Annotated in this window: 20 protein-coding genes; 8 read left to right on the forward strand and 12 right to left on the reverse strand. The window is 71.5% G+C overall.

The features are described from left to right. Positions 1 to 76: 76 nt before the first annotated feature. The 3 genes from AB0J40_RS25775 to AB0J40_RS25785 all read right to left on the reverse strand — a co-directional run bounded on the left by AB0J40_RS25775 (position 77) and on the right by AB0J40_RS25785 (position 6,454). On the reverse strand, positions 77 to 4,711 hold the full coding sequence (locus tag AB0J40_RS25775; protein ID WP_364457250.1) for an RHS repeat-associated core domain-containing protein: 4,635 nt from the start codon (positions 4,709 to 4,711) through the stop codon (positions 77 to 79). A gap of 209 nt (positions 4,712 to 4,920) precedes the next feature. Then, positions 4,921 to 5,424: a GNAT family N-acetyltransferase gene (locus AB0J40_RS25780; protein ID WP_364457321.1), complete on the reverse strand. Its 504-nt coding sequence runs from the start codon at positions 5,422 to 5,424 to the stop codon at positions 4,921 to 4,923. Positions 5,425 to 5,545: 121 nt separating this feature from the next. Next, on the reverse strand, positions 5,546 to 6,454 hold the full coding sequence (locus AB0J40_RS25785; RefSeq protein ID WP_364457252.1) for a sigma-70 family RNA polymerase sigma factor: 909 nt from the start codon (positions 6,452 to 6,454) through the stop codon (positions 5,546 to 5,548). A gap of 125 nt (positions 6,455 to 6,579) precedes the next feature. Between AB0J40_RS25785 and AB0J40_RS25790 the strand changes: the two genes are divergently transcribed. After that, on the forward strand, positions 6,580 to 7,446 hold the full coding sequence (locus tag AB0J40_RS25790; protein WP_364457254.1) for an alpha/beta hydrolase: 867 nt from the start codon (positions 6,580 to 6,582) through the stop codon (positions 7,444 to 7,446). Positions 7,447 to 7,484: 38 nt separating this feature from the next. Here the strand turns inward: AB0J40_RS25790 and AB0J40_RS25795 are convergent, their stop codons facing one another. From AB0J40_RS25795 to AB0J40_RS25810, 4 genes are all read right to left on the reverse strand, one after another. After that, positions 7,485 to 8,126 (reverse strand): hypothetical protein, encoded by a 642-nt coding sequence (locus tag AB0J40_RS25795; RefSeq protein ID WP_364457255.1) that lies wholly within the window; start codon positions 8,124 to 8,126, stop codon positions 7,485 to 7,487. 204 nt (positions 8,127 to 8,330) lie between these two features. Beyond that, positions 8,331 to 8,888, reverse strand: coding sequence for a hypothetical protein (locus tag AB0J40_RS25800; RefSeq protein WP_364457257.1), 558 nt, complete (start codon positions 8,886 to 8,888; stop codon positions 8,331 to 8,333). After that, positions 8,885 to 9,400, reverse strand: coding sequence for a SigE family RNA polymerase sigma factor (locus tag AB0J40_RS25805; protein ID WP_364457259.1), 516 nt, complete (start codon positions 9,398 to 9,400; stop codon positions 8,885 to 8,887). Before AB0J40_RS25805 ends, AB0J40_RS25800 begins: the two co-directional genes overlap by 4 nt. Before the next feature lie 580 nt (positions 9,401 to 9,980). Then, on the reverse strand, positions 9,981 to 10,229 hold the full coding sequence (locus AB0J40_RS25810; RefSeq protein ID WP_364457260.1) for a hypothetical protein: 249 nt from the start codon (positions 10,227 to 10,229) through the stop codon (positions 9,981 to 9,983). A gap of 136 nt (positions 10,230 to 10,365) precedes the next feature. On the opposite strand from AB0J40_RS25810, the gene AB0J40_RS25815 reads away from it, so the two are divergent. Together AB0J40_RS25815 and AB0J40_RS25820 are read left to right on the forward strand one after the other, a co-directional pair. Further along, entirely contained in the window at positions 10,366 to 10,752 is a 387-nt protein-coding gene (locus AB0J40_RS25815; RefSeq protein WP_364457262.1) for a hypothetical protein, read from the forward strand. Between the two features lie 29 nt (positions 10,753 to 10,781). Continuing rightward, a complete protein-coding gene (locus AB0J40_RS25820) occupies positions 10,782 to 11,126 on the forward strand; it encodes a ClpX C4-type zinc finger protein (protein ID WP_364457323.1) in 345 nt (114 codons plus the stop codon). On the opposite strand, the gene AB0J40_RS25825 is transcribed toward AB0J40_RS25820, so the two are convergent. The 5 genes from AB0J40_RS25825 to AB0J40_RS25845 all read right to left on the reverse strand — a co-directional run bounded on the left by AB0J40_RS25825 (position 11,116) and on the right by AB0J40_RS25845 (position 18,283). Beyond that, the gene (locus AB0J40_RS25825) at positions 11,116 to 11,919 is read right to left on the reverse strand and encodes an SAM-dependent methyltransferase (protein ID WP_364457264.1); all 804 of its coding nucleotides are present in this window, start codon (positions 11,917 to 11,919) and stop codon (positions 11,116 to 11,118) included. The genes AB0J40_RS25820 and AB0J40_RS25825 overlap by 11 nt on opposite strands. Before the next feature lie 31 nt (positions 11,920 to 11,950). After that, the gene (locus AB0J40_RS25830; protein ID WP_364457265.1) at positions 11,951 to 13,177 is read right to left on the reverse strand and encodes a GDSL-type esterase/lipase family protein; all 1,227 of its coding nucleotides are present in this window, start codon (positions 13,175 to 13,177) and stop codon (positions 11,951 to 11,953) included. 146 nt (positions 13,178 to 13,323) lie between these two features. Then, a complete protein-coding gene (locus AB0J40_RS25835; protein ID WP_364457267.1) occupies positions 13,324 to 14,163 on the reverse strand; it encodes a GH25 family lysozyme in 840 nt (279 codons plus the stop codon). Positions 14,164 to 14,255: 92 nt separating this feature from the next. Then, positions 14,256 to 15,704, reverse strand: a complete 1,449-nt coding sequence (locus tag AB0J40_RS25840) for a radical SAM protein (RefSeq protein ID WP_364457268.1) — start codon at positions 15,702 to 15,704, stop codon at positions 14,256 to 14,258. Next, a complete protein-coding gene (locus AB0J40_RS25845) occupies positions 15,704 to 18,283 on the reverse strand; it encodes a glycosyltransferase (protein WP_364457269.1) in 2,580 nt (859 codons plus the stop codon). The genes AB0J40_RS25840 and AB0J40_RS25845 overlap by 1 nt, the downstream gene beginning before the upstream one ends. Positions 18,284 to 18,421: 138 nt before the next feature. Here AB0J40_RS25845 and AB0J40_RS25850 point away from each other — a divergent pair, with 138 nt between their 5' ends. From AB0J40_RS25850 to AB0J40_RS25870, 5 genes are all read left to right on the forward strand, one after another. Continuing rightward, positions 18,422 to 19,498 (forward strand): sensor histidine kinase, encoded by a 1,077-nt coding sequence (locus AB0J40_RS25850; protein ID WP_364457270.1) that lies wholly within the window; start codon positions 18,422 to 18,424, stop codon positions 19,496 to 19,498. Then, positions 19,495 to 20,139: a response regulator transcription factor gene (locus AB0J40_RS25855; RefSeq protein ID WP_364457271.1), complete on the forward strand. Its 645-nt coding sequence runs from the start codon at positions 19,495 to 19,497 to the stop codon at positions 20,137 to 20,139. Before AB0J40_RS25850 ends, AB0J40_RS25855 begins: the two co-directional genes overlap by 4 nt. A 92-nt stretch (positions 20,140 to 20,231) precedes the next feature. Beyond that, complete coding sequence (locus tag AB0J40_RS25860; RefSeq protein WP_364457272.1) at positions 20,232 to 20,621, forward strand: hypothetical protein; 390 nt, start codon at positions 20,232 to 20,234, stop codon at positions 20,619 to 20,621. A gap of 1 nt (position 20,622) precedes the next feature. Continuing rightward, positions 20,623 to 21,921: a DJ-1/PfpI family protein gene (locus AB0J40_RS25865; RefSeq protein ID WP_364457273.1), complete on the forward strand. Its 1,299-nt coding sequence runs from the start codon at positions 20,623 to 20,625 to the stop codon at positions 21,919 to 21,921. A gap of 145 nt (positions 21,922 to 22,066) precedes the next feature. After that, a complete protein-coding gene (locus tag AB0J40_RS25870; RefSeq protein WP_364457274.1) occupies positions 22,067 to 25,714 on the forward strand; it encodes a family 78 glycoside hydrolase catalytic domain in 3,648 nt (1,215 codons plus the stop codon). The last annotated feature ends 11 nt before the right edge of the window (positions 25,715 to 25,725 follow it).

Genomic DNA, 25,725 nt, shown 5'->3' on the forward strand with positions numbered 1-25,725 from the left:
CGCTGGACGAGGTCGCCACGGTGGTCGGTGACGCCACCCGCCCCGCGATCCCGCGGTGCGGTTCTCGCCGCGCCGGCTACTTCTGCCACTGCCCCGGCTTGGGCACTCCCGGCAGCGCGGTCGTGTTGGCCCAGCTGGTCTGCGGGTTGGCCAGGCCGCCGCCGGGCTGCTTCCACAGCTGCAGGTTGATCGGGCGGCCGCTCTCCATCGCGGCGGCGAAGGTGTGGTGGCCGTCGCCGGCGAGCTTGAGCTGGTTGGAGCCCGGCGGGTAGTAGACCTTGATGTCCACCGGCGTGTCCATCACGCCGTCCTGCTTCCACTTCGCGATCTTGCTGTCGATCACGCCCTGGAAGACGTGCTCCTGCATCGGCGTCACGTCGCCGTACTGGCTGCCGCCGATCTTCTGCGGCTCCGGCTTGAACGTGTACTCCCCCTGGAGCTTGCTCGGCGCGCCCGGAGGCGGCTGGTGGAAGTCGTCCTTGCCCGCCGGCGGCTTCGGCGCCGGGTTGCCTGCGCTGCCCACCGGGCCGCTCGGCTCCGGCTTCGGCTGCGACGGGCCCGGGGTGTCCGGCTTCGGCTGCGGAGCCGGGGTCTCGGGCTTGGGCTCGATCTTCGGCTTCGAGCTCTTCGGCGGGACCGGCGGCGGGGGCGGCTTGCTGCCCGACGGGGCCGTGTTGCCGGGCTTCGCCCCCGGCTTCGGCGGCACCGGCGGCTTGATCTTCGGCTTCGAGCTCCGCGGCGGCACCGGCGGCGGCGTGGGCTTCGAGGAGCTGCCGCCGGTGTTGCCGGCGTCGTGCCCGCCCCGCGGGGTCGGCGGAGCACCGCCGCCCGCCGACTGCGAGGAGGTGGAGCAGTTCATCAGGCCCAGCGCGTCGAACTCCGCGTACGGGTCCGGTACGTAGGCGTACGGGTCCGGGCCCGGCTCGAGGCCCAGCGGGTCCTGGCTCAGGTACCGCGCCGTCGCCGGGTCGTAGTAGCGGAAGACGTTGTAGTGCAGGCCCGTTTCGGCGTCGGCGTACTGGCCGGGGAAGCGCAGCGGCGTCGGCGCGGCCGTCAGCTCCCGCCCGTGCGCGGTGCGGTGGGTCGTCCAGACCAGCCCGCCCCGCTCGTCGAGCAGATCGGTCGGCGTGCCGACCGCGTCGGTGACGAACGTGCGCACCCGCGTGCCCTGGGCGTCGCGCTCGCGCTGCACCACGGGGGTCACGGTGCCGGGCAGGTGGTCCCACGTGACGAGCCTGCCGGGCGCGGCCTCCTCGATGAGGGTGGTGCCGTCCCAGGTGTAGATCGTGGTGGCGGTGCTGCCGTCGGCGCCGTGGCGGGTCTTGCCGACGCGGCGGCCGAGCGGGTCGTAGTGGTAGCGCCACACCGTGCCGTCCGGCGTGGTCGCCGTGACGAGCCGGTCGCCGGACCACGTGAACGTCTGCGTGCCGGCCCCGGCGCGCTGGGTGACGCGCCGACCGTGCCCGTCCTCGGTGACCGCGAGGCCCGCGGGCGGGAGCAACGTGCCGGCGGCGTCGTAGCGGTACTCCTCGCGGCCCCGCGCCGAGGTGACCCCGACGAGACGCCCGGCGAGGTCCCGGCTCAGTGCCGTGGTGCCGGTGACGTCGTCGCTCAGCCCCACGAGCGTGCCGTCGGCCTGGTAGCCGAACGACCGCCGCTGCACCGGGAGCCCCGCGGTGGTGACGGTCTGCGCGGCGAGCTCGCCGTTCGGGCCGAACGTCTGGGCCAGCTGCACGGCCCCGTCGTGGCGGGCGACCACGCGGGACGCGGTGTCGTGGCGGTACACGATCTGGCGGGTGCCGGCGAGCAGCCCGATCGGCCGGTCGAGGTCGTCGAAGAACCAGGTGCTTTCGGCGCCACCGGGCGTGCGGCGGTGGAGCGTGCCCGCCTCGTCGTACTCGAACGTCACGCTCCGCCCGTCGACGGTTTCCCGCACGACCCGCCCCAGCGCGTCCCGCTCGAACTCCACTGTGGACTCGCCGTTCGCGGCGCGTACCAGGTTGCCGACCGGGTCGTACCGGTAGGTGGTCGTGCGGTCCGGCGCGCGGACCTCGACGAGGTTGCCGACCACGTCGTGGTGGTAGGTCGTCACCAGCCCGGCGGGGTCGGTGGCGCTGACCAGCTGCCCGGCCGCGTCGTAGGCGTAGGAACGGGTGCGGCCGGCGAAGTCGGTCTGCGCCAGCAGGCGACCCGTCTCGTCGTAGCGGTAGGTCCAGGTGCGGCCCTGGGGGTTGGTCACGGAGGTCAGGCGCAGCTGGGTGTCGTAGCCGTACACCGTGCGCGCGCCCGACGGGTCGGTGACCGCCGTGAGCACGTCGAACGGGCCGTACTCGCGGCGCGTGACCCGGCCGAGCTCGTCGATGTGCTCGATCTCGTTGCCTTCGCCGTCGTAGCGCCAGAACGCGCGCTCCTGCCGCGGTCCGACGCGCGCGGCCCGGCGGCCCTCGACGGTCCAGCTCAGCGCCACCGTCCCGCCCGTCGTGGGCAGTGCCCGCGGCCGGCCGAACTGGTCGGGCTCGACGCCTTCGGGCGCGGGCGGCTCGGCACCGCCGAACGACAGCGACGTGGCGACGCCCACCGGCGTGGTCCGCGGGTCCGGCGCGTCGTCCTCGTACCGGCGGTGCCAGGTGGTGTCCCCGCTGTGGACGGTGATCGCGGCGGGACCGCCCGCGGTGCCGTCGAACAGCACCACGGAACCGTCCGGCCGGTGCACCTCGGTCAGGGCGCCGTCGTCGCCGTAGCCGTAGCGGGTCGTGCGGCCCAGCGGATCGGTGCGGGCGAGCAGGCGGTCGTAGCGGTCCCATTCGGAGAGCGTCACGCCACCGGCCGGGTCGACCTCGCGCACGACCTGGCGGGCGTCGTTGAAGTGGAACTCGGTGACGTGCCCGAGCGAGTCCGTGTGGCGGGTGACGTGGTCGCCGTAGGCGAAGGTGCCGCTCAGGAACCCGCCGTCGCCGCTGGTCCGGACGCACCGGCCGCGCTCGTCGTAGGTGTAGCCATAGTGGACGTCGTTGCGGTCCCGCCACGCGGTGAGGCGCCCGGCCTCGTCGTAGTCGAACCGCCGCGCCTGTCCCGAGGAGTTGGTCACCGCGGCCAGGTGGCCCCGCGGGTCGTAGTCGAAGCGCAGCGCCGTCACGTCCGGCAGCCCGTCGCCCAGGACCACCAGCTCGGTGACCCGGCCGCCCCGGGTCCGCACGCCGACGCGCACCCCGTCCTCGCGGCGCAGCAGTGTCGGAACGCCGAAGTCGTCGTAGAAGACCTCGACCCGCTGCTCGCCCTCGAAGGCACGCAACGGCACCACCCGGCCGGCACCGGAGAACTCCAGCACCGCGTCGTCGGTGGTGAGGGTGTAGGCGTCGCCGTCGCGGACGAGCGGCCAGCGCGCGCCCTCCAACGGCAACTGCTCCCCCTCGCCGCGCGGGTAGACGAGGATCGTGCCGAGAGCCGAGTAGTAGCAGACGTGCTCGTCGTCCACCTCGAGCCGCTGGTCCACAGTGGACGACCACGACGGGCCGAACCAGTGGCCCGCCCGGTAGGTCGACACGTGCGTGCGAGCCAGCACGAGCGAGCCGAGCTCGAGGTCGACCTGCTCGAGGATCACCTCGCCGCTCGCGACGTCGACGGGGTCGTCCTTGCAGGCGCGGGTGTCGGGCGTGGGGGCGGTCTTGCGCGGGTCGTCCGGTTTGGCGGACGACGGCCTGGTGCCGCCACCCGCGGGCGAGCCGTTCGATCCGCCGCCCGGCCTGCCGCCGCCCCCGGGGACGGGCGGCGTGTCACCGTTGCTGCCCGAGGGCGTGGCGCTGTCGTTCTTGGGTGGCGGCGGGCCGTCGTTCTTCGGCGGCGGCGGGTTCCCGTGCGCGCCGGCCGTACTGGTGCTGTCCCCGCCCTTCGGCTTGGGCTCCGGCGGCTTGGGCGTCCCGTCGATCTTCGGGGGCTTCGAGGGGCCGGACACCTTGCCGGGCTTGATGTTCTTCAGCGCCTTCGCGGCGTCGTCGAACAGCGAGCCGGCCCGCTTCAGCAGCGGGACGAGTGCCTTGAGCGCCTTGACGAGCCGGGTGGTGATGTCGGCGATCTTGGACGCCGTCTTGGCGACGGCCGCGACGACCTGCGGGACGACCCAGGTCAGGCCGATGCCGAGGGTGAACACGACCTGCAGCGCCCAGCTGATCAGGTGACCGACGAGCTCGGCGATGATGTCGCGCACCAGCGCCCGCACCGCCGCGACGACCTCACCCGCGGTCTTGACCCCGCCGGCGGCGCCTTCGCACCCCTTCTGCGCGGTTTCCAGCAGGGTGCCGGTGTCCTGCGCGCGCTGGCGGTAGGCGTCGGCCGCCGGCCCCGACCACGACTGCAGGTCGGCCTTGACCAGGTCGGCGAGGTCGGTGCCGACGCTCTGCAGCTCGCCCGCGACGTTCGTCCAGGTCTGCGACTGGGCGGCGATCTCGTCGGCGTTGCCGGTGAGGGCGTTGAGGGCTTCCTTGAGCGGGCCGACGTGCTCGATCAGCCAGCCGACCCCGGCGGCGAGGATGGCGCCGAAGGGGTCCATCGCCATCGACAGCGCGTCGAGCGCGGTGCCGACGGCCCCCATCGCGACCGACGCCCAGTCCCCGCTTTCGATCGCGGACTTCAGGTCGTTCGCCGATTCCAGCAGGGAAATTCCCGAGTACGCCTTCGTCGAATCCTGCGTCGGCGCGACCAAGGGGTTGCTCATGTGGTGGGACCATCCTCGTCGCGGACGCCGCTTTCCGGCTGCCGCCGGCCGGGCGAGATCATGAAACCCACGCTACCGATTTCCGGGATCGAGGGGTGGCAGTACCGTTGAACGGGTGCCCGTCCGGCCATCTGGGGATGCCCGCACGGCCGCCGCGCGGTCGGTTTGCCCGGTCCGGGCGAATCCTTCAGGGCGGTTCGGCCCGGGGATCACCGTAGCGGCGCGCGTGCCTGTGTTTGCCGGTCGAGAAGCTTGGCCATGACGACGTTGGTCTCGATGTAGCCGAGCTTCCGATAAAGCGACCGGGCGACCGAGTTGTTGCCGAACACTTGGAGCCGCACGGTTTTCAGACCTGCGGAGCGGACCTCGTGCTCCATCGCCCGCATGAGTGCTTCACCAAGCCCCTGGCTACGCAGGTCCGCCTCGACCTTGATGTCGTAGAGGTAGGCGACCCGGTCGGCGCCGTGGGGACGTTCGGCGAACCAGATCATGCCGATCTCCCGGTCGCCGTTCCGCGCGGTGTAGAGGTGATGGCCGGGGGTGGCCACGCCCTCGGGCAAGAGCTCGGCGTACTCGTCGACGGCTCGCTGTCGCGCCCCCTCGGCCGGCCAGCTCTTCGCCGAAACATGGGCCTCGGCATAGGCCAGTACCGCGACGCGGTGATATACCGCATATTCCTCGCTGGTCATCGGATCGAGCCGGACCTCCACCATGGCCACCCCCTCTTCTCGCGCTGCAGGCCACGTACAACGTATCGGCGCCCTCGTGCCAGGCGATCTTCGCCCGAGACGCAACCGTCTCGGCTGAGAGTCACGCGCGAGTGCGGCGTGCTCGTCAGTTCACGGGGAAGAACAGGCGCAGACGGTCGACCCGGCCTTCGCGGTGCGACATCAGCCACACCACGGCCGGCGGGCAGTGCTGCGGATCGTGGGCCGGGCTGACCATCGCCATCTCCCACACGGTGCAGTCGCGGCTGGTGACGGCGCTGACGAACTGCTGGCGCACGCCGTAGGCCAAGTCCGCCTCCATGCCCGCCACCGCCATCTCCCGGCCACCCTCGAACCCCTGACCGCTGGTCATGCGCAGGTCCGGTGTCCAGCGGTCGGCGACGACGCCGGCGAACTCGCCACGCCGGGCGGCGGCCAGCGTCTCGGCCGCCTCCCGCGCGCTGACGGCGTTGCGCGCGGCGGCGTCGTCGTAGGCGTGGTCGGCGGTCGCCAGCAGAGCTTCGGACAGCTTGCTCCGCGCCTGGTTCAGCCGGCTGCGCACGGTGCCCACCGGCAGCCGGCAGGCGGCGGCGATCTGCTCGTACGACGTGACGTCGCTGAAGTGGCGCAGCAGGACCACTTCCCGCAACGCCGGGGACAGGCGGTCGATCGCGTGCCAGACCCAGTCGCGGGACACGTGGTCGTCGAGGATGCGTTCCGACGTCGCGAGCTCGGCCGGCGGCCCCGGGTCCGCGACCGGCACGACCCGGCGCGCGGCGCGCAGGCGCATCCGGCAGGCGTTGCGGACGATCGCCCGCAGCCACGGCCCGGCCGCGGCGGGGTCGCGCAGGGTTCCGATCCGGCGCAACGCCAGCAGCGCGGCATCCTGGAGGGCGTCCTCAGCGTCGGGTCCGTGGCCCAGGATGCCGAGCGCCACCGCGCGCATGTCGGCTTGGTGCCGCGCGAGCAGGGTCCCGAGGGCGCTCACGCTGCCGGCTTGGGCGCTGCGCGCCAGCTCGGTCTCGACGGGGGTCACGTGATCGATCTTCGTCGCCCCGGACCCGGCTCCGCCGCGTGATGCACGCCACATCGGCCGGATCGAACTTTTCCGCCCCGCCGCCATCGTGCCGGTGTCCCAGCACTGCCTGATCGGAGAATCCCATGGACAACGGCACCCACACCGTCGAACTCGACGGCGTCCGCCAGCGTTACCACCTGCACGGCCGCGGGCCGGTGTGCGTCGCCCTGCCCGGCGGCCCCGGCGTCGACTGGGCGTACCTGCGGATGCCCGCGCTCGAAGCACACCTGACCATGGTGTACGTCGAGCCGATCGGCACCGGCGGCTCGGGACGGCTGGCGTCCCACCCGCACGGGTACACCCGCGCTCGGTACGCCCGCGCCCTGCTGGCTCTGCTGGACCACCTCGGCCTGGGCACGACCCACCTCATCGGCCATTCCCACGGTGGGTTCGTCGCCCAGTACTTCGCACTGCACCACCCCGACCGGGTCGCCGGGTTGGTGCTGTACGAGAGCGCACCTGTCACCGGTCCAGACCACGGCGCCGAAGCCCGGCGCAACGTCGCGGAGTTCGCCCACCGCAACTCCGGCCGGCCCGAGCTGCCCGAGGTGCTGGCCGCCCTGCAGGCCACCGCGTCCATTTCGGACGACGACGCGATGAACACCGCACTGCGCGGACTCCTGCCGGCGTACTTCGCCGACTACTGGGGCCGGGAGGCGGAGTTCGCGCCGCTGAGGGCGACCGTCCGCGGAACGCACATCTCCGGACTGGACGAGCGGCTCGTCCCGGACACCATCGACGATCGGACCACGCTGGGCGCGCTGGCCGTGCCGGCGCTGGTGGTCGTCGGCCGGTTCGACGTCATCTGCGGAGTCCGCTGGGCCCAGGAGCTGGCCGGCTTGATCCCCGGAGCCCGCCTCGTCGTGCTGGAGCGCAGCGGACACTTCGGCCACCTCGAAGAATCCGACGTGTTCGGCAAGGCGGTGGTCGGCTTCGTCACCGGCGGCTGAGGTCCGACCGCAGAGCGGTCGCCCACCGGAGCGTCCGCTCAACCTCGCCGACCGGCCTGTGCCCACGCGATCAGGTCACGGACACGCCCGGCCTCCGGCACGGCGACCAGTCCCGTCACCACCAGGGAAACCGACGAAGGAGAGGACAACCCAGGGACCCGCACGAACCTGCCGAAGTCGATGGTTCCGCTGCCGTCCCGCCGGATCCGGGCGACCGGCGGCGGCAGCGTACCGAGATACACCGATGCACGCGTCCGTCCCGAGAAGCGATCGGCGAGCACGATCCGCCGGTCGGTCACGACGTACTCGACACCGCGCCGCCCTCGCAACCTGACGACGAGCGGCACCCAGACGAACGCGACACCACCCACCCCGAAAGCCCACCCGAAGAACGACAGCGGTTCGGGCTTGACCACCGAGTGCACGATGGTCGCGATCGCCCAGAGGAGGCCGAACGCGAACTGGCACCAGTCGAACCGAGCCAAGACGAGCCGCTGCGGCCGACCCGACCACAGCAACCGCTCACCCGGCAGCAGAACATTCGCTGGCACGTCCACGGCGACCTCCGGCTCCTTTACCGGATTGACGCCCGGAAGGGCCCTCCGGGTTGCCCCAGGCGGCCGACCAGCCCGGTCCCGGTTGAGCGGGCGCCGGGGCTGGAGGGCAGCCAGGTCACCCAACGCCAGTGTCCGAAATGGATTACAGGCCGAAAGGCCGTCGCCGAACCGGATTGCCGCTCAGAGCGTCAACGACCGTCGCAGCACCGATCCAGGTGGTTCCACCGTCCTGGCCAAGAAAGTGGGCGCCGATCTTGGTAGTGCCGTCGGTGTAGTCACTCCCCCGCACGTCGTCGATGGAGTCGTGCTTCACGTACCGCTGAGCGGTCACAGTTTCGCGACCGGAAGCCCCAAGGACGCGCACGTGGTCTCGTTTCCGGGGAACACGCCGACCGCGTCTTCTGTCGCATTCGCGGCGTTTCCGGTGAGTACGCAAGCGACGAGCTGCGGAACGCGATACGTAGTCCCTGCGGGCTGGCGAGGCTGGAAGTCGTACACGTTGGACCGCCAGCTGTCGCTGCAGATCTGCATGATCTCAGCCGTGAGGTCGGCTCGCCCGTCGCGGCCGCCGAGCCCGATCGCGACATGCTGGTTGGGTGCGGTGCTGCCGATGTCGGCGCTTTGGTAGCAGTAGGCGATCTCCCGCTCGGTGGGCGCCACCAGGCTGCCCGGAGCCGCGGACTCCAGGGCGCTGGGAGCGCCGACGCCGAGCGCGACAGCCCCGGCGATCGCGCCGACCCCGAGCACGGTGGCGGCGATGGCGATGTGGCCGCGCCGACGCCGGCGGGCGCGTCCCCGGGCCTCGATCGCGTCGAGGTCCAGGTGCAGTGGCGGCTCGTCCGTGCCGAGCGCCTGGACCAGCAGGTCCTTGTCCTCCGATGTCATCGGTGACTCCCCTTGCTCTGTCCGGTCGTTTCGGCCGGCTCGCCGAGGAGCCGACGCAGGGTGGTGAGGCCTCGAGCCGCTTGCGACTTGACGGTCCCCTCCGAAATCCGCAGCACCTTGGCCGCTTCGGCGTTGGTCAGGTCGCTAAAGAACCGCAGCACCAGGACCGCGCGCTGCTTCGGGGGCACCTTCTGCAGCGCCGCCCGGACGTCGAGTGCCATTGCGGACTCCGCGGCCCGGACCGGTGTCTCCGGTAGCGCTTCCCGCAGCTCGGCGCGGCGGTAGGGCCGGCGGGCTTCGTCGATCGCCAACCGGGAGATCACCCGGCGGGCGTAGGCATCGACACCGGAGGGGTCAATGCGATGCCAACGCGTGTACAGCCGCAGCAGCGCGGTCTGGACGAGGTCTTCGGCCAACGGCCAGTCCCCGCACATCAGGAACGCCTCCCGCCGCCACACCACCGCGCGGTCCCGCACCACCTGACTGAACTCCCAGCGATCGGCCACGACCACCCCTCTCTCACCGGTACATACGAGGCCCGGCCCTTGAACCGTTGCATGATCTCCCCGCCAGGGTTCCGAAACGCCGCTGCGCCGATCAGCCGCGCCGAGTACTGGCCGTCACCGACGGCGGCGCCTTCGCGCGTCGTACGAAGGGGTACTCATTGCAGTTGAGCTGCTGCCCGTCATACGGTCCCCACTTCTTTGCAGCCCTGCTGGAGGGCGACGACGTGCTCAACGTTGCGGCGCACGGGATTGCGAGCTCGGCGGGGTTGATCCGCAGCAGCATCCGCGCAGTGGGAATGCAGCTACAGCGGCCCAGCTGATCCTTCAGCGGGTGGCGTGGTGCGCGAACAACCGGGTCCGCGCACCAACGACGACTACAACTCGAGCAGGTCTGGAGTCACTTCACTCGAATGGCTACCCTCAGACGGTGAAACGACCAGGGAAAGGGGTCGTAGGGTTCAAGTCCTGTCGGCCCGATGGACAAGCCACGTATACGCAGGTAGACGTGGCTTTCGTGGTATCTAGGGACACTTCGAACGTCGAGAAGCCGCTCGGCTTTGGTTATGCCTTGAGCAAAGCGGCCTTCTTACTTGCCGGAGCCGTCGGCACACCCACCCCTGCCGCAGCGTGCTCCCCGGAGGCCGAGCTTGCTGGTCAACCAAGCCACCGGACCCCAAACCGGGATCGACATCAGCAGCAGCCACGTGCCAAGTAACGACCACCGCGTCAACGGCTTCTTCCTCGCCCCGTCCATCGCGACACTCAACACCGCTATCTGAAGCATGAAAACGCCATACACGGCGAACAGCACGACGCCGGCCACCCACCACCCCATGGCCCGAGTGTAGAGATTCCAACAGCCCCGGCCGGTCACAGTCCGCCCCTCCCGATCGGGCTGATTTCGCACACGATCAGGTGGCTCCGCGCGTCGGAACACCAGCACTGCCAGTAGAAGCCCGCAAAGTACCCCCGTGAAGCACAACTCAATGGATGATGCCGGGTGCTGTCTGCTGTCCGTGGCCTGGAACGTCGCCCCGCACGGGCAGCCTGACTCGCGGCGCGGGGCCGTCCGGCGGTTGGTCGAGTCCGTCTGCCGGTCCGCCGGGCTTGGGGCTCGGGACTGGGCCGCGCGGCACGGGACCGGTGAAGAGTCCGACTACCGACCCTTCCTGCAGCTCGCCGATGTCGCCTATGAGATCGCCACGCTCCTGCTCCTCGTCGAGGACTTCCTTGTGCCCGACCTGGAACGGGAACACCGGCGGTGGGCCGAGATCGAAGAGCTGACCACCCGGCTCACCGAGCTTGCCGAGTGGACCTCCAATTTTCTGAGCTTGTCAGGCTCTGCCTTACGGCTGTAAGGTCCGTCCTGACAAAGGAGGCCGTGATGGTGATCGCGCGCTGCTCGTTCTGCGCCAAGCCGAACACCGAAGTCGACACTCTCGTCGGGGGTCCGGGCGTCTTCATCTGCGATGGGTGCGTGCAGCTCTGCGTGTCCGTGATCGACGGCAAGCCGGCGGACGCGCCGCTCATCGCGCCGTGGGAGCACGACCTGCCGCTTGACCAGGTTCTGCAGAACCTGCGCCCGGTTGCCGCCGCGACCGCGCAGGTTCAGGAAAACCTCGCCGCCTGGGTGGGCAAGGCGCGTGCGCTGGGTGGCACCTGGTCGCAGATCGGCGAGGCGCTGGGGATGACCCGCCAATCGGCGTGGGAGCGATTCGGCTCTACCGCTTGATGCCCACGCCCGCGTAGAGGCCGTCCTCTTCGGGGTCGACGACGGCGGTGACCCGGTCCGGCCGCCAGTTCGCGGAGGTCGTGAGCCCGGGCTCGACCAGTTCGAAGCCGTCGAAGAGGGCGAGTACCTCGGCGCGCGTGCGCGGGTAGATGTGGTCCTGCGTCGACTTCATGGTCTCGGCGATCTTGGGATCGCTGAGGACGGCGAAGTCGTTGGTGAGGTGCGTCAGCGCCAGGTGACTGCCGGGCGCGAGCGCGTCCCGGTACGCGCCGAAGACGCCTTCGACCTCCGGCAGGTAGTGCCCGAGGGTGACGGCCAGCAGGCCGACCGGTTCGCCGAGGTCGAGCAGGCGCTTCACCGGCTCCGAGGAGAGCACGGCTTCGGTGTCGGTGGCATCCGCCTCGAGCGCTTCGGCGTTCGGGTTGTCCTTGAGCAGCATCACACTGTGCGTGACGGCGACGGGTTCGTAGTCGACGTAGACGACCTTCGCCGCGGGATCGACGGCCTGGGCGACTTCGTGCACGTTGCCGACCGTCGGGATGCCGGAGCCGAGGTCGAGGAACTGCCGGACGCCTTGGTCGAGCATGAACCGCACGGCGCGCCGCAGGAACGCCCGATTGCGGCGGGCCACGCTCGCGACCTGCGGCTGGATGGCCTCAAGCTTCTGGGCGACGGCCCGGTCGGCGGCGAGGTTGTGCGCGCCGCCCAGGAGGTAGTCGTAGATCCGGGCCGCGCTGGGCCGGGAAAGGTCCGCGCCGGGCGGAATCCAGTCGGCGCCTTCCTGATCGGTCACGGCACTCCCCCTCGCATCGGCTCGCTCCACTCTACCGACGCGCGGAACCCGCGAGCATCGGCACCGAAACGGAGTCCGCCAGCGCCTGCTGGCCCGCCGCGTTCGCATGGATCCCGTCGCCGTTGTCGTACGCCGGCAAGATGCTGTTCGGCTTCAACGGGTCCTTGAGCACCATGTCGAAGTCCACCACGCCGGAACACGTGCCGCCGCAAGACGACCAGCGGGTCACGAACAACCCGATCTCGTGCCGCGCCACATTCGCCTGATCGGTGTATCCCGGCCGCGGCGTGCTCGGCGTGACGTACACCGCGATCCCGGCCTCTCGCAACCGCTGGAACACCGCCCGGTAGCTCGCCAGGATCGTCTGCCCGTCGCACCCGTACGCGAGGTCGTTGGTGCCGTAGTAGTAGATCACCGACTTGACGCCGTGCAGCGACAGGACGTCGCGGTCCAGGCGGCTTCCCGCGTCCAGGCCCGCCACCGACGGGGGCATGCCGGGGCACGACGGGGCGCTCGTCGTGCCCGAGACGCCGGCGTTCGCGACCGCGAGCGCCGCCGGGACGAGGCGCCGCGCCAGGTCGTCGGTCCAGCGGCGGTCGGCGCCGAGCTGGGTGCAGCCCGGGCCGCAGTTCGTGCTGCCGATTCCGTCCACCACCGAACTGCCGAACGGGACGACCACGCCCTTCAACGACGTGTTGTGCACGTCCACCGCGCTGACCACGTACGTCGAACCGACCGTGGCGGTGAAAGCCGCGCCCGAAGCGTCGGCCGTGTGGTCACCGGCACCGACGGCAGTCAAGTAGTTGTCCCGCAGGGCCGCGCCGTGCCGTCCGACGGCGGCCGTGCCCGCCACGAACATGCTCACCGCGAGATTCGTGTCCGGGCGGGTCGCGAGGCGGGTCTCGTCGCTCCAGACCTCGCCGCCCGCCGGGATCGTGACGGCCGGCCGGCCGGCGAACGTCAGGTCGCGCGCCCCGGAGACGCCGGCGCCGGACGTGCTCAGGCCGGCCGTCGCGTGGTCGATCGTCAGCGGGCCGGTGCCGAACGTGTTCTGGAGCCGGACGCGGACCGCGTCACCGCCCTGGCTCAGATGGGTGATCATGCGCAGCGACTGCCCGGACACCGGCGCGTCGGCCCGGCCGTCCTGCGACTGGGCCCACGACGTGAACCAGGCGTGGCCGGCGCCGGCCGCGCCCGGCGCCGACGCGACCACGGCCGCGGCCACGGAAAACGCGGTCAGAAGGGCGATCCTGCGCACGGTGGCTCCCTTGTCCATTGAGGACAGTCGGCGGTGACGGCCTCGCAGCCGATCGTAAGCAGCCGATCACCGGAACGACAGGATTCTGTCCGATCTTGTCAGCGCCTGCCGGAGGGCGGTTCGATGGCGGCCGGCCGCCGGGAGCGCTAAGCCGCCCCGCCCGCCAGCGCCACGACCCGGCCGAACGGGCCGTTGTAGTAGTTCTGGTCGCCCGGGAGACCGCCGTCGCGGGCGAACTGCCAGATGCTCTGCTTGTCCCAGCCCGCGGGCAGCTCGCCGACCTCCGGGCCGTAGCGCGCGAGCCACAGCGGGTTCGTGTTCCCGAACCCGGACGCGTTGCCGGTGCACCGCTTCCACCACGCCGTGCTGGTGTAGATCAGCGCGCTGCGCTTGACCTTCGCCAGGTAGGTCCGGGTGAAGTCGGCGATCCACGCCGTCAGGTCGGCCGGGTTCTTGCCGTAGCAGACCTCGCCGTACGGGTTGTACTCGATGTCCAGCGCGCCCGGGAGCGTCTTGCCGTCGGCGCGCCAGCCGCCGCCGTGGGCGATGAAGTACTCCGCCTGTTCGGCGCCGCCCGAGATGTCGGGGCGCGCGAAGTGGTACGCGCCGCGGATCAGGCCCGCGTTGTGCGCGCCGTCGTACTGCTGGCCGTACTGCGGGTTGACGAAGCCGGTGCCCTCGGTCGCCTTGACGTAGGTGAACTTCGCGCCGCCCGCCGCCGCGGCCGCCCAGTCGACGGCGCCCTGGTGCCCGCTGACGTCGTGCCCGAGCGTCTGGTCGGTCGTTTCGGCTCGCGCGGAGCCCGGGACCACACCCTCGTGCACCGCGATCTGCGTGCCCGCGAAGTTCGTGGCCGCGAGCGAGTAGTCCGGCGAGGCTTTCGCGGGCCCGGCCAGGACCACCGGAGCGCACGCGGCCAAGGCGGCCGCCGCGGCGAGCCGGGACCGCCACCGCTGTTCGTCGTGTCCGGCAACGGTTCGGCTCATTCAGGGCTCCGATCTCGGTACTGGCACGTCCGAAGCCCATGCTGCCTGCCCGTGTCGCTCCCCGCGAGCGTTGTGTCACTCGATGTAGTGATCTATAGCTCGGTGGTGATGATCGCTTCGACCAGCGTCTCCCCCACCGGGGTGAGTTCGACGACGCCGTCGTGCGGACGCAGCTCGACGAGCCCGCGCGAAGCCAGCGAACGGAACTTGCCCAGCCACGGTTCCGCGAACAGCGAACGTCCCGGGAACCGGGCCGCGTGCACGGAATCCCGCACCGGCCGCAACGTCGTCAGCGCCATCTTCACCGCCCGCGCCTCCTGCGCTTCGGGGGTGAACCGCGTCGCCGAGCCCAAGGGAATCCGCCCGCTCGACACCGTTTCGCTGTACCGGCGGGAGTTGACGTCGGTGATCGCCTCGGACGCGCGGGAGCTCGACGACCCGCCCAGCCCGATCGCGACCTCGGGCTCCTGCTTGTCCTGGTCGACCATGATGGCCTTCCACTTCTCGGGGCCGAGGCCGGCGCGCGCGAAGTACATCGTCGGGTGCTCGGTATAGCCCGCCGCGCGCAGGCCGCCGGTGAGCAGTTCGCGCATCTGGTACTGCTCGCCGAGCGTCGGCCAGCGGTGGCCGTCGCGCACCAGCTTGTCCCGGTACGCCGGCAGCTGCCACGCGGCCGGCTTCTCGCCGGTCACGCCGGTGCGGGTGTCGCTGTAGGACGCCAGGTGCAGCTTGGTGCAGACCACGGCCGTGACCTCGTTCTCCAGCACGACGTCGAGGTCGCGGCGCACGCTCTCGAGCGTTTGGTCGAGCAGGCCGTACATCAGGTCGATGCTGACCCACTCGAAGCCCAGCGAGCGGGCGTTGCGGACGAAGTCGACGCACATCTGCGACGTGTGCTCGCGGCCGCACTGCCGCAGGACGTGGTCGTCGAACGACTGGACACCGCTGGACAGCTTGGTGCACCCCAGGTCGCGCAGCAGCGAGAGCTTTTCCGGGGTGAACGTGCTCGGGTCCCCTTCGAACCGGATCGTCGTGTCGGCGGTGAACCCGAATTCCGAACGGTAGAACTCCAGCAGCCGGCGGATCTCCGGCTCCGGCAGCAGCGACGGCGTGCCGCCGAAGACGTTGAACTCCCCCACCTCCGCGCCGCGCAGGTTCGGGACGGCGTCGAGCCACAGCCGCGCCTCGGCGATGTTGAGGTCGACCCAGTGCTTCGCTTTTTCGTACTGCACCTCGGGTTTCCCCTTGACCAGCACCACCGGGTACTGGCAGAACCGGCAGCGGTAGGCACACGTGGGGATGTAGGACCAGAGGTGGATCGGGCCCGCGGACGCCAGCTGGAGGTCCAGGTCACGCAGGAAGTCCGCCGGCGAACCCGGGACGTTCCCCGGGAACACGTGCGCCCCGAACGGGTCCTCCTGCACGAAGTCGAGCAGGTGCCGGTTCTCCGGCGCCTCGAGGACGTCGAGCACCGCGGGCCGCGGCCACGCGGGGTCGAGCGCGTGCAGCGAGCCGATCGCCTCTTCGTAGGCGAGGGTCATCAGAACACCCCTCCGTTGCCGAAGTAGTTGTGGGCCTCTCCCGATTCCCGGTCTTCGCAGAAGTAGCGGACGAACTCGGCGAACCGCGCCGCCGGGACCTCCGCCAGGCACGGCGGCAGCGGCGGCGGGTGGCCGATGTCCTCGCCGACGTGCCGGCGCAGGCAGGCGAACAGCTCGTCGGCGAACTCGAAGTACAGCCGGTAGGACGGCGTCTTGTACGCGTGGATCGGCGTGAAGTCGACGACGCGCATCTCGTCGCGGATCTCGGCGATCCGGCGCGCGAGCCGGGCGGCCGGCTCGGGACCGAAGAACGCGATGACGGCGTCGTCCTCCAGCAGCGCCGGGGTCAGCAGCACCGGCAGGATCGTGTTCTTCGGGGTGAAGTCCTTGATGGAGAACTCCCACGCCTGCTGCGCCTCGGCTTCCGTGAGATCGGCGGGCGCCGCCGGTGCGGAAGGCCGGATGTCGCGCATGACGATGATGCCGTCGGAACCGTAGGCGCGGCCGGCGATCACCTCGTCGATGGCGTGGTCGACCCGCCGCGGGTTGATCTCGACGCGCGAGCGCGGCGCGTACGTGATCGCGTCGCCGCCGCTGGCGACCTTGATGCCGAAGTCCCAGTCGTCGGAGAGGTGGCTGACGAACTTGCCGTCCTGCAGCTGGTAGAAGATCTCAATGCCGCCGGCGCGCTCGTAGGCCTCCCGCTCGACGGCGAAGCCCTTGCCGTCGGGGAAGCCGCCGAACAGCGAAAACGTCACCGCGCGGCACCGCAGCGTCCGCTGGATCGCGTCCCACAGCCGCGGCCGGCCGGTGAAGTGCGCCGCGTTGTAGTAGTAGTCGCAGACGCCGATGGCCGCCTTGCTCGACTCCATCGCGGCGAACAGCTCGCTCAGCCAGTGCGGGTCGACGCGGCAGTCCGCGTCGGCCGAGACGAGGTAGAACCGTTCCGCCGGATCGGCGTCGGGCCGGTTGCGGCTGCGCGTGAGCGCGAAGTCCATGCCCGCGCGGCGCGCGCACGACACGCCCTGCTCGGGTTCGGCGATCACGTGCAGCGCCAGATCCGGGTGCGCGGCCGCGAAGGCGCGGGCGACGGCCACGGTGTCGTCGGTGGAGTTGTTGTCCACCAGCACGACCTCGTACCGGCTCTTGTCCAGGGGACCGTCGCCGTCGCGCTGCTCGTGCAGCGTCCGCAGGACCTCCGGGAGGTTCGCGGCCTCGTTGTACACCGGCAGCACGACCGAAAGCCGCGTGCCGGCGCCCATCGGCGGCGGGTACAGCCGGTCGACCAGGTCCGCGGCGACCTCCGTGCCGAAGTGCGCCTGCCCGAGTTCGGAGTTCGCCCGCACCACGTCCGCCCGTTTCCCTTCGTCGGTGATCAGTTCGGCCACTTCGCGGGCGAACGCCGCGTCCGGCAGGTCGCGGGCCCGGATGTCCAGCACCGGCGCCCGGAACCCCTTGCGGCCGTAGACGACGTCGTACAGCTCGTACCCGCTGGTGATGTACGGCGTCCCGGAGGCGATCGCCTCGCTGACCGGGTTGCCGTAGCTCTCGTAGTCGTAGGAGGTCAGGAACGACACGACGGTCGCGTGCGCCAGGAGGTCCCGCACGGAGTACCGGCCGGGCACGCGCGTGTCGTACGGCGTCAGCCACCCGCCGAACACGACCCGGTCGCGCACGCCGAGGTCCTCGGCCAGCCGCACGAGGCGCGCGTGCTCGGCGGGCGCCTCACCGACGTCGCCGGCGACGAACAGCCAGGCGTCCGGCAGCAGGACCAGCAGGTGCAGGTCCCGGTCGATGCGCTTCTGCGGGATGATCCGCGTGATCCGGGCCAGCAGCGGGACGTGCTCGGGGATGCCGTGCTCCCGCCGGAAGCCCGCGGTGCGCTCGTCGACCCGCGCGGGCGCGATGGTGAACGCGTTGGGCAGGACGTCGATGTTCCGCAGGCCCGGCACCCACTCCCGGGTCTTCGCCAAAGCTTCGTCGTGCAGCGCGAAGTAGTGGATGTGCGGCGAATTCCGCGGCGCGGGGACGCCGGGGTACGGGAACCGGCCGTACTTGGCGATGCCCGGTTCGCTCTGCCACATCAGGTCGTGGTCGCGCCAGAACACGAACCGGCCGAGCCGGTGCCGGGTGCCGTAGCGGCCGATCGCGCGGTAGAGCGCTTCGGTGTAGGCGACGTTCTCCGGCAGGGTCCCGTTCTCCACCATCACCATCGTGACGCCGAGCCGCTCCCACGTGGCCACGATGCGGTCCGCCAGTTCGCCCGCGATCCGCTCGATCTCCGGACGAAGCGCCTCTTCGCCGCGCTGGACGACTTCGCGCAAGGTCCGTTCGACGAACTCCCGGTCGTAGCCGCGAATCGCGTCGACACCTTCGACGCGGTCGAGAGTGACCCACGAAGGCAGCAGCCCGGCTTCGTCGCGGTAGGGCCGGAAGAACGCCCCCTTGTCGGGCCGGATGTCGTAGCCGAGGTCGAGGTGGACGCGGTGCCCGGCGAACCGGCGCGCCGTCTTGAGGAACTCGACCACGACCCCGGACAGCGCAGTGGCGTCGAAGGACACGCCCCAGAGGACTGACATCGATGTCGGACTCCCGTCTCGGCTTCGCCGTCACTCCCAGCCTACGGGCTGTGGCGGCGAGTGGCCGCGTGAGCGGAGAGCGCTTTCCTCGGGTCCGCGGTGGTTGACCGCGGCGCACCCACGCCCCAGAGTGGCTCCATGAACCGGGCCCTCGGGGTGCTGACCTGCGGCGCCTTCCTTTCGATCGTGCTCGGGGTCCTCGGGTCCGGGGAGCCCGTGCTCTCGCTCGTGCTCGGCGCGGTCTTCGCCGCGCTCGCCACCGCGGGGTTCGGCTGGGTGCGCACCCAAGACCGCAGGTGGGCGGCCGCGTACGTCGGGGTCCAGCTGCCGCTGGCCTTCGTGACGTTCACGATCAACGCCGGGGTCGGGGCGACGCTGTTCCTCGTCGTGCTGGTCAGCCAGTGCGTGCTGCTGCGGCTGCCACTGCCGGTGGTCGCGCTGGTCATCGCCGTGGTGCCGCTCGTGCACCTCGGGATGTCGCTGGGCGAAGGCCTGCGGGAAGGCTTGGGCACGCTGGTTTCGGTGCTGTTCGCGGCCGTCATCACCGAGTTGCTGGTGCGCGAACAACGCTCGCGCGGCGAACTCGCCGAGGCGCACGAGAAGCTGCGCGACTACGCGACGCAGGCCGAGCGGCTGGCGACGGCGCAGGAGCGCAACCGGGTCGCACGCGACATCCACGACGGGCTCGGGCATTCGCTCACGGTCGTCCAGATGCAGGTCAAGGCCGCGCGGGCGGTGCTGCCGACCGACCCGGGCAAGGCCGACGAGGTCCTCGCGAAGGCGCAGGAGCAGGCGGAGAACGCGCTGTCGGAGGTGCGCCGCTCGGTGAAAGCACTGCGCGAGCCGCGATCGGCGCCGCTGCCGGACGCCTTGCGGGCGCTGGTCTCGGAAGCGGGCGTCCCCGCCGAGCTGACGGTCTCCGGTGCCGAACGGCCACTGCCGGAAGAGCATCGCGAGGCGCTGTTCCGGACGGTGCAAGAGGGTCTGACGAACGTCCGCAAGCACGCGGCGGCCGCCCACGTCGACCTCCTGCTGGACTACGCCGAAGCGTCCGTGCGCGTCTGCGTGCGTGACGACGGCGTCGGCACCGACGGCACCGCGTCCGGCTTCGGGCTGGTGGGACTGCGGGAACGCGCCGAGCAGCTGGGTGGCAAGCTCGCCTTCACCTCGGCGGTGGGCGAGGGCAGCGCGCTGAGCATGGAGGTTCCCGGATGACGCCGGTCCGCGTGCTGCTCGTCGACGACCAGGCCCTCTTCCGCGAAGCCCTCGCGACGCTCCTGGCGACCCACGACGGCATCGACGTCGTCGGCGAAGCGGGCAACGGCGACGAAGCGGTGCGGCGCGTGGCGGAACTCCGCCCGGACGTCGTCCTCATGGACCTGCGCATGCCGGTCCTCGACGGCGTCTCCGCGACCCGGCGGCTGCGCGGCGATCACCCGGACGTCCGGGTCATCGCGCTGACCACCTTCGACGACGACGAAGACGTCTTCGCGGCGCTCCGGGCCGGCGCGGTCGGCTACCTGCTCAAGGACGTCTCGTCGGCCCGGCTGATCGAAGCGGTGCTGGCGGCCGCGCGCGGGGAGTCCGTGCTGCAGCCGTCGGTGGCCGCAAAAGTCGTCGCGCGGTTCGCGGAACTGCCCGAGCCGAAGCCGCAGCCGCTGGTGGTGCCGTTGTCGGAACGCGAGCGGGACGTGCTGCGCCTGCTCGCCGACGGCCGCAGCAACCGCGAGATCGCCGCGAAGCTGTTCCTCGCCGAGGGCACGGTGAAGAACCACGTGACGAACGTGCTGGGCAAGCTCGGCGCCCGCGACCGCACCCAGGCCGCCTTGCGAGCCCGCGACCTCGGCCTGCTCTGAGGCGGTCACATGACCCGGGTCATGACTTCCGGCACGTCCCGAGCGGGCCGGCACCCGGGATTCTCGTCCAGGAACACACCTGGAGGGAACTCATGACCACCACCGCACCGGCCCGCACCACCACCCGCAAGCTCGCCCGGTTCACCGGCCACTACGCCGAGATGGTCGCCGCCATGCTCATCGGCATGGTCGCGCTGCACCCGCTGTGGCCGGCGGCCTGGCTGATGCGCGCCGACGTCGACGCGCTCGTGATGGCCACGAACATGACGATCGCGATGACCGCGGCCATGCTGCTGCGCCGGCACTCGTGGCCGCGGATCGCCGAGATGGCCGCCGCGATGTACCTGCCGTTCGTGGCGCTGCTCGTGCCGTACTGGCTCGGTGCCGTCTCCGGCGGCACCCTGATGGTCGCCGGGCACGTCGTCATGTTCCCGCTGATGCTGGCCGCCATGGTGTGGCGCCGCGCCGAGTACTGGCACTGACATGCGGACCGTCCTGAAGTGGTTCGCGCTGGTGGTCGCCGTGCTCGCCGTGCCGGCCATCGGCGCGACCATCTCCGCGTTGTCGGCCTTCCACGCCCTGTACTCCCCCGGCCCGGACCGGCCGGTGCCCGCCGCGGCCCCGCCGGCGCACGACCCGGCCAAGCCGACCGCGGTGGTCGTCGTCGGCGACCGCGGGGCCGTCGTCTCCGACACCCTGGCGCCGTACGAGATCCTCGCCGCCACCGGGCGGTTCAACGTCTACACCGTGGCGCCGAAGCGCGAGCCGAAGCCGCTGACCGGCGGCCTCGACCTCGTGCCCGACCTGAGCTTCGCCGACCTCGCCGGCCGGCTGGGGCCGAAGGCGCCGGACCTCGTCGTCGTCCCGGCGCTGCCGGACGTCGGCGAACCGAGCACCGAACCCGTGACGCGGTGGCTTCGCGCGCAGGCCGCTCACGGCGCGAAGCTGCTGAGCGTCTGCAACGGCGGTGGTGTCCTCGCCTCGGCGGGCCTGCTCGACGGCCGGCCCGCGACCGCACACTGGCTGAAGCTGGCGGCCTTCTCGAGCGAATACCCGGCCGTGCACTGGGTGCGCGGGCAGCGGTTCGTCGACGACGGCGACGTCGTCACCACCGCCGGCATCCTGTCCGGCATCGACGGGACGCTGCACTGGGTCGATCGCCTCGCCGGCCGCGAGGTGGCGGCCGGCGCCGCCGAGGCGATCGGCTGGACGCGGTACGGCACCACGGTTCCCGTGCACGCACCCGAGTCGATGCCGGACGCGGCGGCGATCGTCAACGCCGCCTTCCGCTGGACCCCGGACGAGATCGGCGTCCTGCTCGCGAACGGCGTCGGCGAGATCGAACTGGCGTCGGTGTTCGACACCGAGGGGCAGTCGCTGTCTTCACGCACCCTCGCCGTGAGCACCGACGGCGCCCCGATCCGGTCGCGGCACGGCCTGACGTTCGTGCCGCGGGCAGCGCTGGCCGACGCGGACCTCGACCGGCTGATCGTGCCCGGGGCGACGCGCGGGGTCACCGGCGGCCCGGAACCGGAGTACGTCCACGACCGGCCCGGCTTCGCCTACGACACCGCGGTGAGCGCGCTCTCCCGCCGCACGGACGTCGCGACCGCGCGGTGGACCGCGAAGGTCCTGGAGCTGCCCACCGACGGCGTCGGCTTCGAAGGCCGGGCCTGGCCGTGGTGGCCGACGGCGCTACCGGTCGCCCTGCTCCTGCTGGGCACGGCCGCCATCGTCGTCGTGCGCCGGGTTCGGGCCGGTTGGCTTCGTAAAACGATTTAGATCACCGGACATCGTCGCGGCGGGTCGGCATCCGTACGTCCCGGTGGAGTATTGCCATCGCGTGAGTTCGTGATTACAGTCACGTGTCACGCTGCTTTGAAACGTTTAAATCTCGTCGCCCCGTCCCCGCCGTAAGGGAGCCCGCATGCTGCCCTCGAAGCTCTGGCGCGCGACCACCACCACGCTCGCCGCGATCCTGGTCCTGTCCGCCGCCTCGGTACCCCCGGCGGGCGCCGCGCCCCCGGTGGACCTGACCGGTGCGCACTGGATCTGGTACCCGGAAGGCGATCCCGCGAACTCCGCCCCGGCCGCGACCCGGTACTTCCGCACCACGTTCACCGCACCCGCCGGCGCGGTCAGCGACGCCCGGTTCGTCGTCACCGGCGACGACACCGCCGACGTCTGGCTCAACGGCAAGCCCCTCGCGTCGTCGGCCCGGACCACGGACTCGTGGCGGTCGGCGCTGTCGGTCGACCTCGCGCCCGCGTTGACGCCGGGTGCCAACACGCTCGCCGTCGCCGTCCGCAACTCCGGCGGCGCGGCCGGCCTGCTCGGGCGGCTGCGCGTGACGACCGCGTCGGGCACGACCGACCTCACCACCGGCGCCGGCTGGAAGAGCGCGACGACCGCGCCGGACGGCTGGGAACAACCGGGCTTCGCCGACGGCACCTGGGCCGCGGCCAAGGACCTCGGCGCCTACGGCACCGGTCCGTGGGGCACCCGCGTCGCCACGCCGAGCCCCGCGGCGCCGACGCCGCTCTCGGTCGCGAGCGCGACGGTCGGGCAGCGCGTGAACCCGATCGGCGTCGACCAGCCGCGGTTCGGCTGGAAGCTCGCGTCTTCCGCGGCACAGCAACGACAGTCCGCCTACGAGATCCTGGTTTCCGCCGGCGGCGAGGACGTCTGGGACAGCGGCCGCGTCGCTTCGGCGCAGCAGGCCGACGTCCCCTACGGCGGTCCCGCGCTCGGCTCGCTGACCGCCTACACCTGGAAGGTCCGCGTCTGGGACGGCCAGGGCCGGATGAGCGGCTGGAGCCCGGTACAGCGCTTCGAAACGGCGTTGCGCGACCCGGCCGCCGAATGGACCGGCGCCTTCCTCGGCCGCGCCACCGCGGGCCCGGACCTCGCCGGGGCGAACTGGATCTGGTACCCGGAAGGCGACCCGGTCGGCGGCGTTCCGCCCGCCACCCGGTACTTCCGGAAGACCGTGGACCTCACCGCGGCGCCCGCGAAGGCGACGCTGGTGGTCACCGGCGACGACACCGCCACCGTGTGGGTCAACGGCACCCAGGTCAGCGATTCCCCGCGCATCACCGACTCCTGGAAGACCGCCGCCGTCCTCGACGTCGGCGGCCTGCTGACCGCGGGGTCGAACACCATCGCGATCAGCACCGAGAACACGACCCAGAGCCCGGCCGGGACGATCGCCAAGCTGACCGTCCCCAGTGGACCGACCGTCGTCACCGACGGGTCGTGGAAGGCGAGCCAGACCGGCCCGGCCGGCTGGCAGCAGCGCGGCTTCGACGACGGCTCGTGGCCCGCGGCGCGGTCGCTGACCGCGTACGGCACCGGGCCGTGGGGTGCGAACGTCGCCGTCAGTGCCCCCGCTCCCCTGCTGCGCAAGAGCTTCACGGTCTCGAAGCCGGTCGCGAGCGCGCGGCTGCTCACCACCGCGCTCGGCCTGCAGGAGACCCACCTCAACGGCGCCAAGGTCGGCGGCGAGGTCCTCGCCCCGGGCTGGACCGACTACACGAAACGCCTGCAGTACCGCGTTTCCGACGTCACCCGGCAGATCCGCACCGGCGAGAACGTCCTCGGCGCGCTGGTCGGCAACGGCTGGTACGCCGGCAGCATCGGCATCGCCGGCAGCCAGAAGTACGGCACCGAGCCGTGGTATTCGGCGCAGCTGAAGCTGACGTTCACCGACGGGACGTCCACCACGGTCGCGACCGACGGCACCTGGAAGGCCGGCGACGGCCCGATCCGCGCCGACGACCTCTACCAGGGCGAAACCTACGACGCGCGGCTCGCCACCGGCTGGGACCGGCCCGGTTTCGACGACCGCGGCTGGGCGGCGCCCCGCGTCAAGACCGGCGCCAAGCCGAACCTGGTGTCCCAAGTGGACAACGGCGTCACGGTGCAGCAGGAGTTCAAGCCCGTCGCGTGGACGCAGCCGAAGCCGGGCGTCTGGGTGGCCGACCTCGGCCAGAACTTCAGCGGTGTCAACCGCCTTTCCGTGACCGGCCCGGCCGGCACCACGGTGACCATGCGCCACGCCGAGGTGCTCAACCCGGACGGGACGATCTACACGACGAACCTGCGCGCGGCGCAGGCGACCGACCGGTTCACCCTGGCGGGCACCGGCGGCGTCGAGACGTACGAGCCGCGCTTCACCGTGCACGGCTACCGGTACGTCGAGCTGACCGGCCTGCCAACGGCCCCGACGGCCACGACGCTGACCGGCCGCGCGATGTGGACGTCCGGCGCGCAGCCCGGCACGTTCACGTCGTCGAACGCGCTGGTGAACCAGCTGCAGCACAACATCGTGTGGGGTGAGCGCTCGAACATGCTGTCGGTGCCGAGCGACTGCCCGCAGCGCGACGAGCGGCTCGGCTGGACCGGGGACATCGGGATCTTCGCCGGCACGTCGACGTTCAACCTCGACGTCGCGAACTTCCTCGGCAAGTTCAGCGACGACCTGGTCGACGCGCAGCACGACGACGGGTCGTTCACCGACGTCGCGCCGGGCGTGCTGAGCGGCTCGGGCACGGCGGGCTGGGGCGACGCGGGCGTCATCGTGCCCTACACCCTGTGGCAGCGCTACGGCGACACCGGCGTGATCGACGAGCACTTCGCCGCGATGGTGAAGTGGGTGGAGTACCTGCGCTCGACGTCCGGGGCCGACCTGATCCGCGACCACCAGACGTACGGGGACTGGCTCAACGTCAACGACAACACCGCCCAGGACCTGATCTCGACGGCGTTCTTCGCGTGGTCGTCCCGGCTGGTGTCGCGGATGGCCGCGGCCACCGGGCGGAGCGCGGAAGCGGCCGAGTACGGGACGCTCGCCGACCGGATCGGGGCGGCGTTCACCGCCCGGTTCACGCAGGCCGACGGCACGGTGGGGGCGAACACGCAGACCGGGTACGTCCTGGCGCTGGCGTTCGGGCTGCTGCCCGCGGCCCGCGTGCAGCCCGCGGCGGACAAGCTGGCGGCGAAGGTCGCGGCGTCCGGTGGTCACCTGAGCGTCGGGTTCCTCGGCGTGGAGAACCTGCTGCCGGTGCTGGCCGCGCACGGGCACGCCGACGTCGCGTACCAGGTGCTGCTGCAGCCGGGCTTCCCCGGCTGGGGCTACATGATCGGCCACGGCGCGACGACGATCTGGGAGCGCTGGGACGGGATCAAGCCCGACGGCTCGTTCAACGACCCGGGCATGAACTCGTTCAACCACTACGGCCTCGGCTCGGTGGGCGACTTCCTGTACCGCTCCATCGGCGGGCTGTCGCCGGCTTCGCCGGGCTACGGGTCGCTGCTGGTGGCACCTCAGCCGGGCGGCGGGCTGACGTCGGCGAAGTCGGCGTACGAGACGCCGTACGGGTCCGCGGTCAGCGACTGGTCGATCTCGGGCGGGAAGCTGACGCTCCGGGTGACGGTCCCGGCCGGAACGTCGGCGACGGTCAAGGTGCCGACGTCCCAGCCGGGTTCGGTGGCCGCGCCGCCGGAAGCGGTCCCGTCCTCGGCGGGCTCGTACTTCGTGCCCGCGGGTTCGTACGTGTTCACCGCGTCGGCGTGAGGTGCGCCGGT

Origin of the sequence: Amycolatopsis sp. NPDC049691 (assembly GCF_040675005.1) — a bacterium.
In the GTDB taxonomy this organism is placed as follows: domain Bacteria; phylum Actinomycetota; class Actinomycetes; order Mycobacteriales; family Pseudonocardiaceae; genus Amycolatopsis.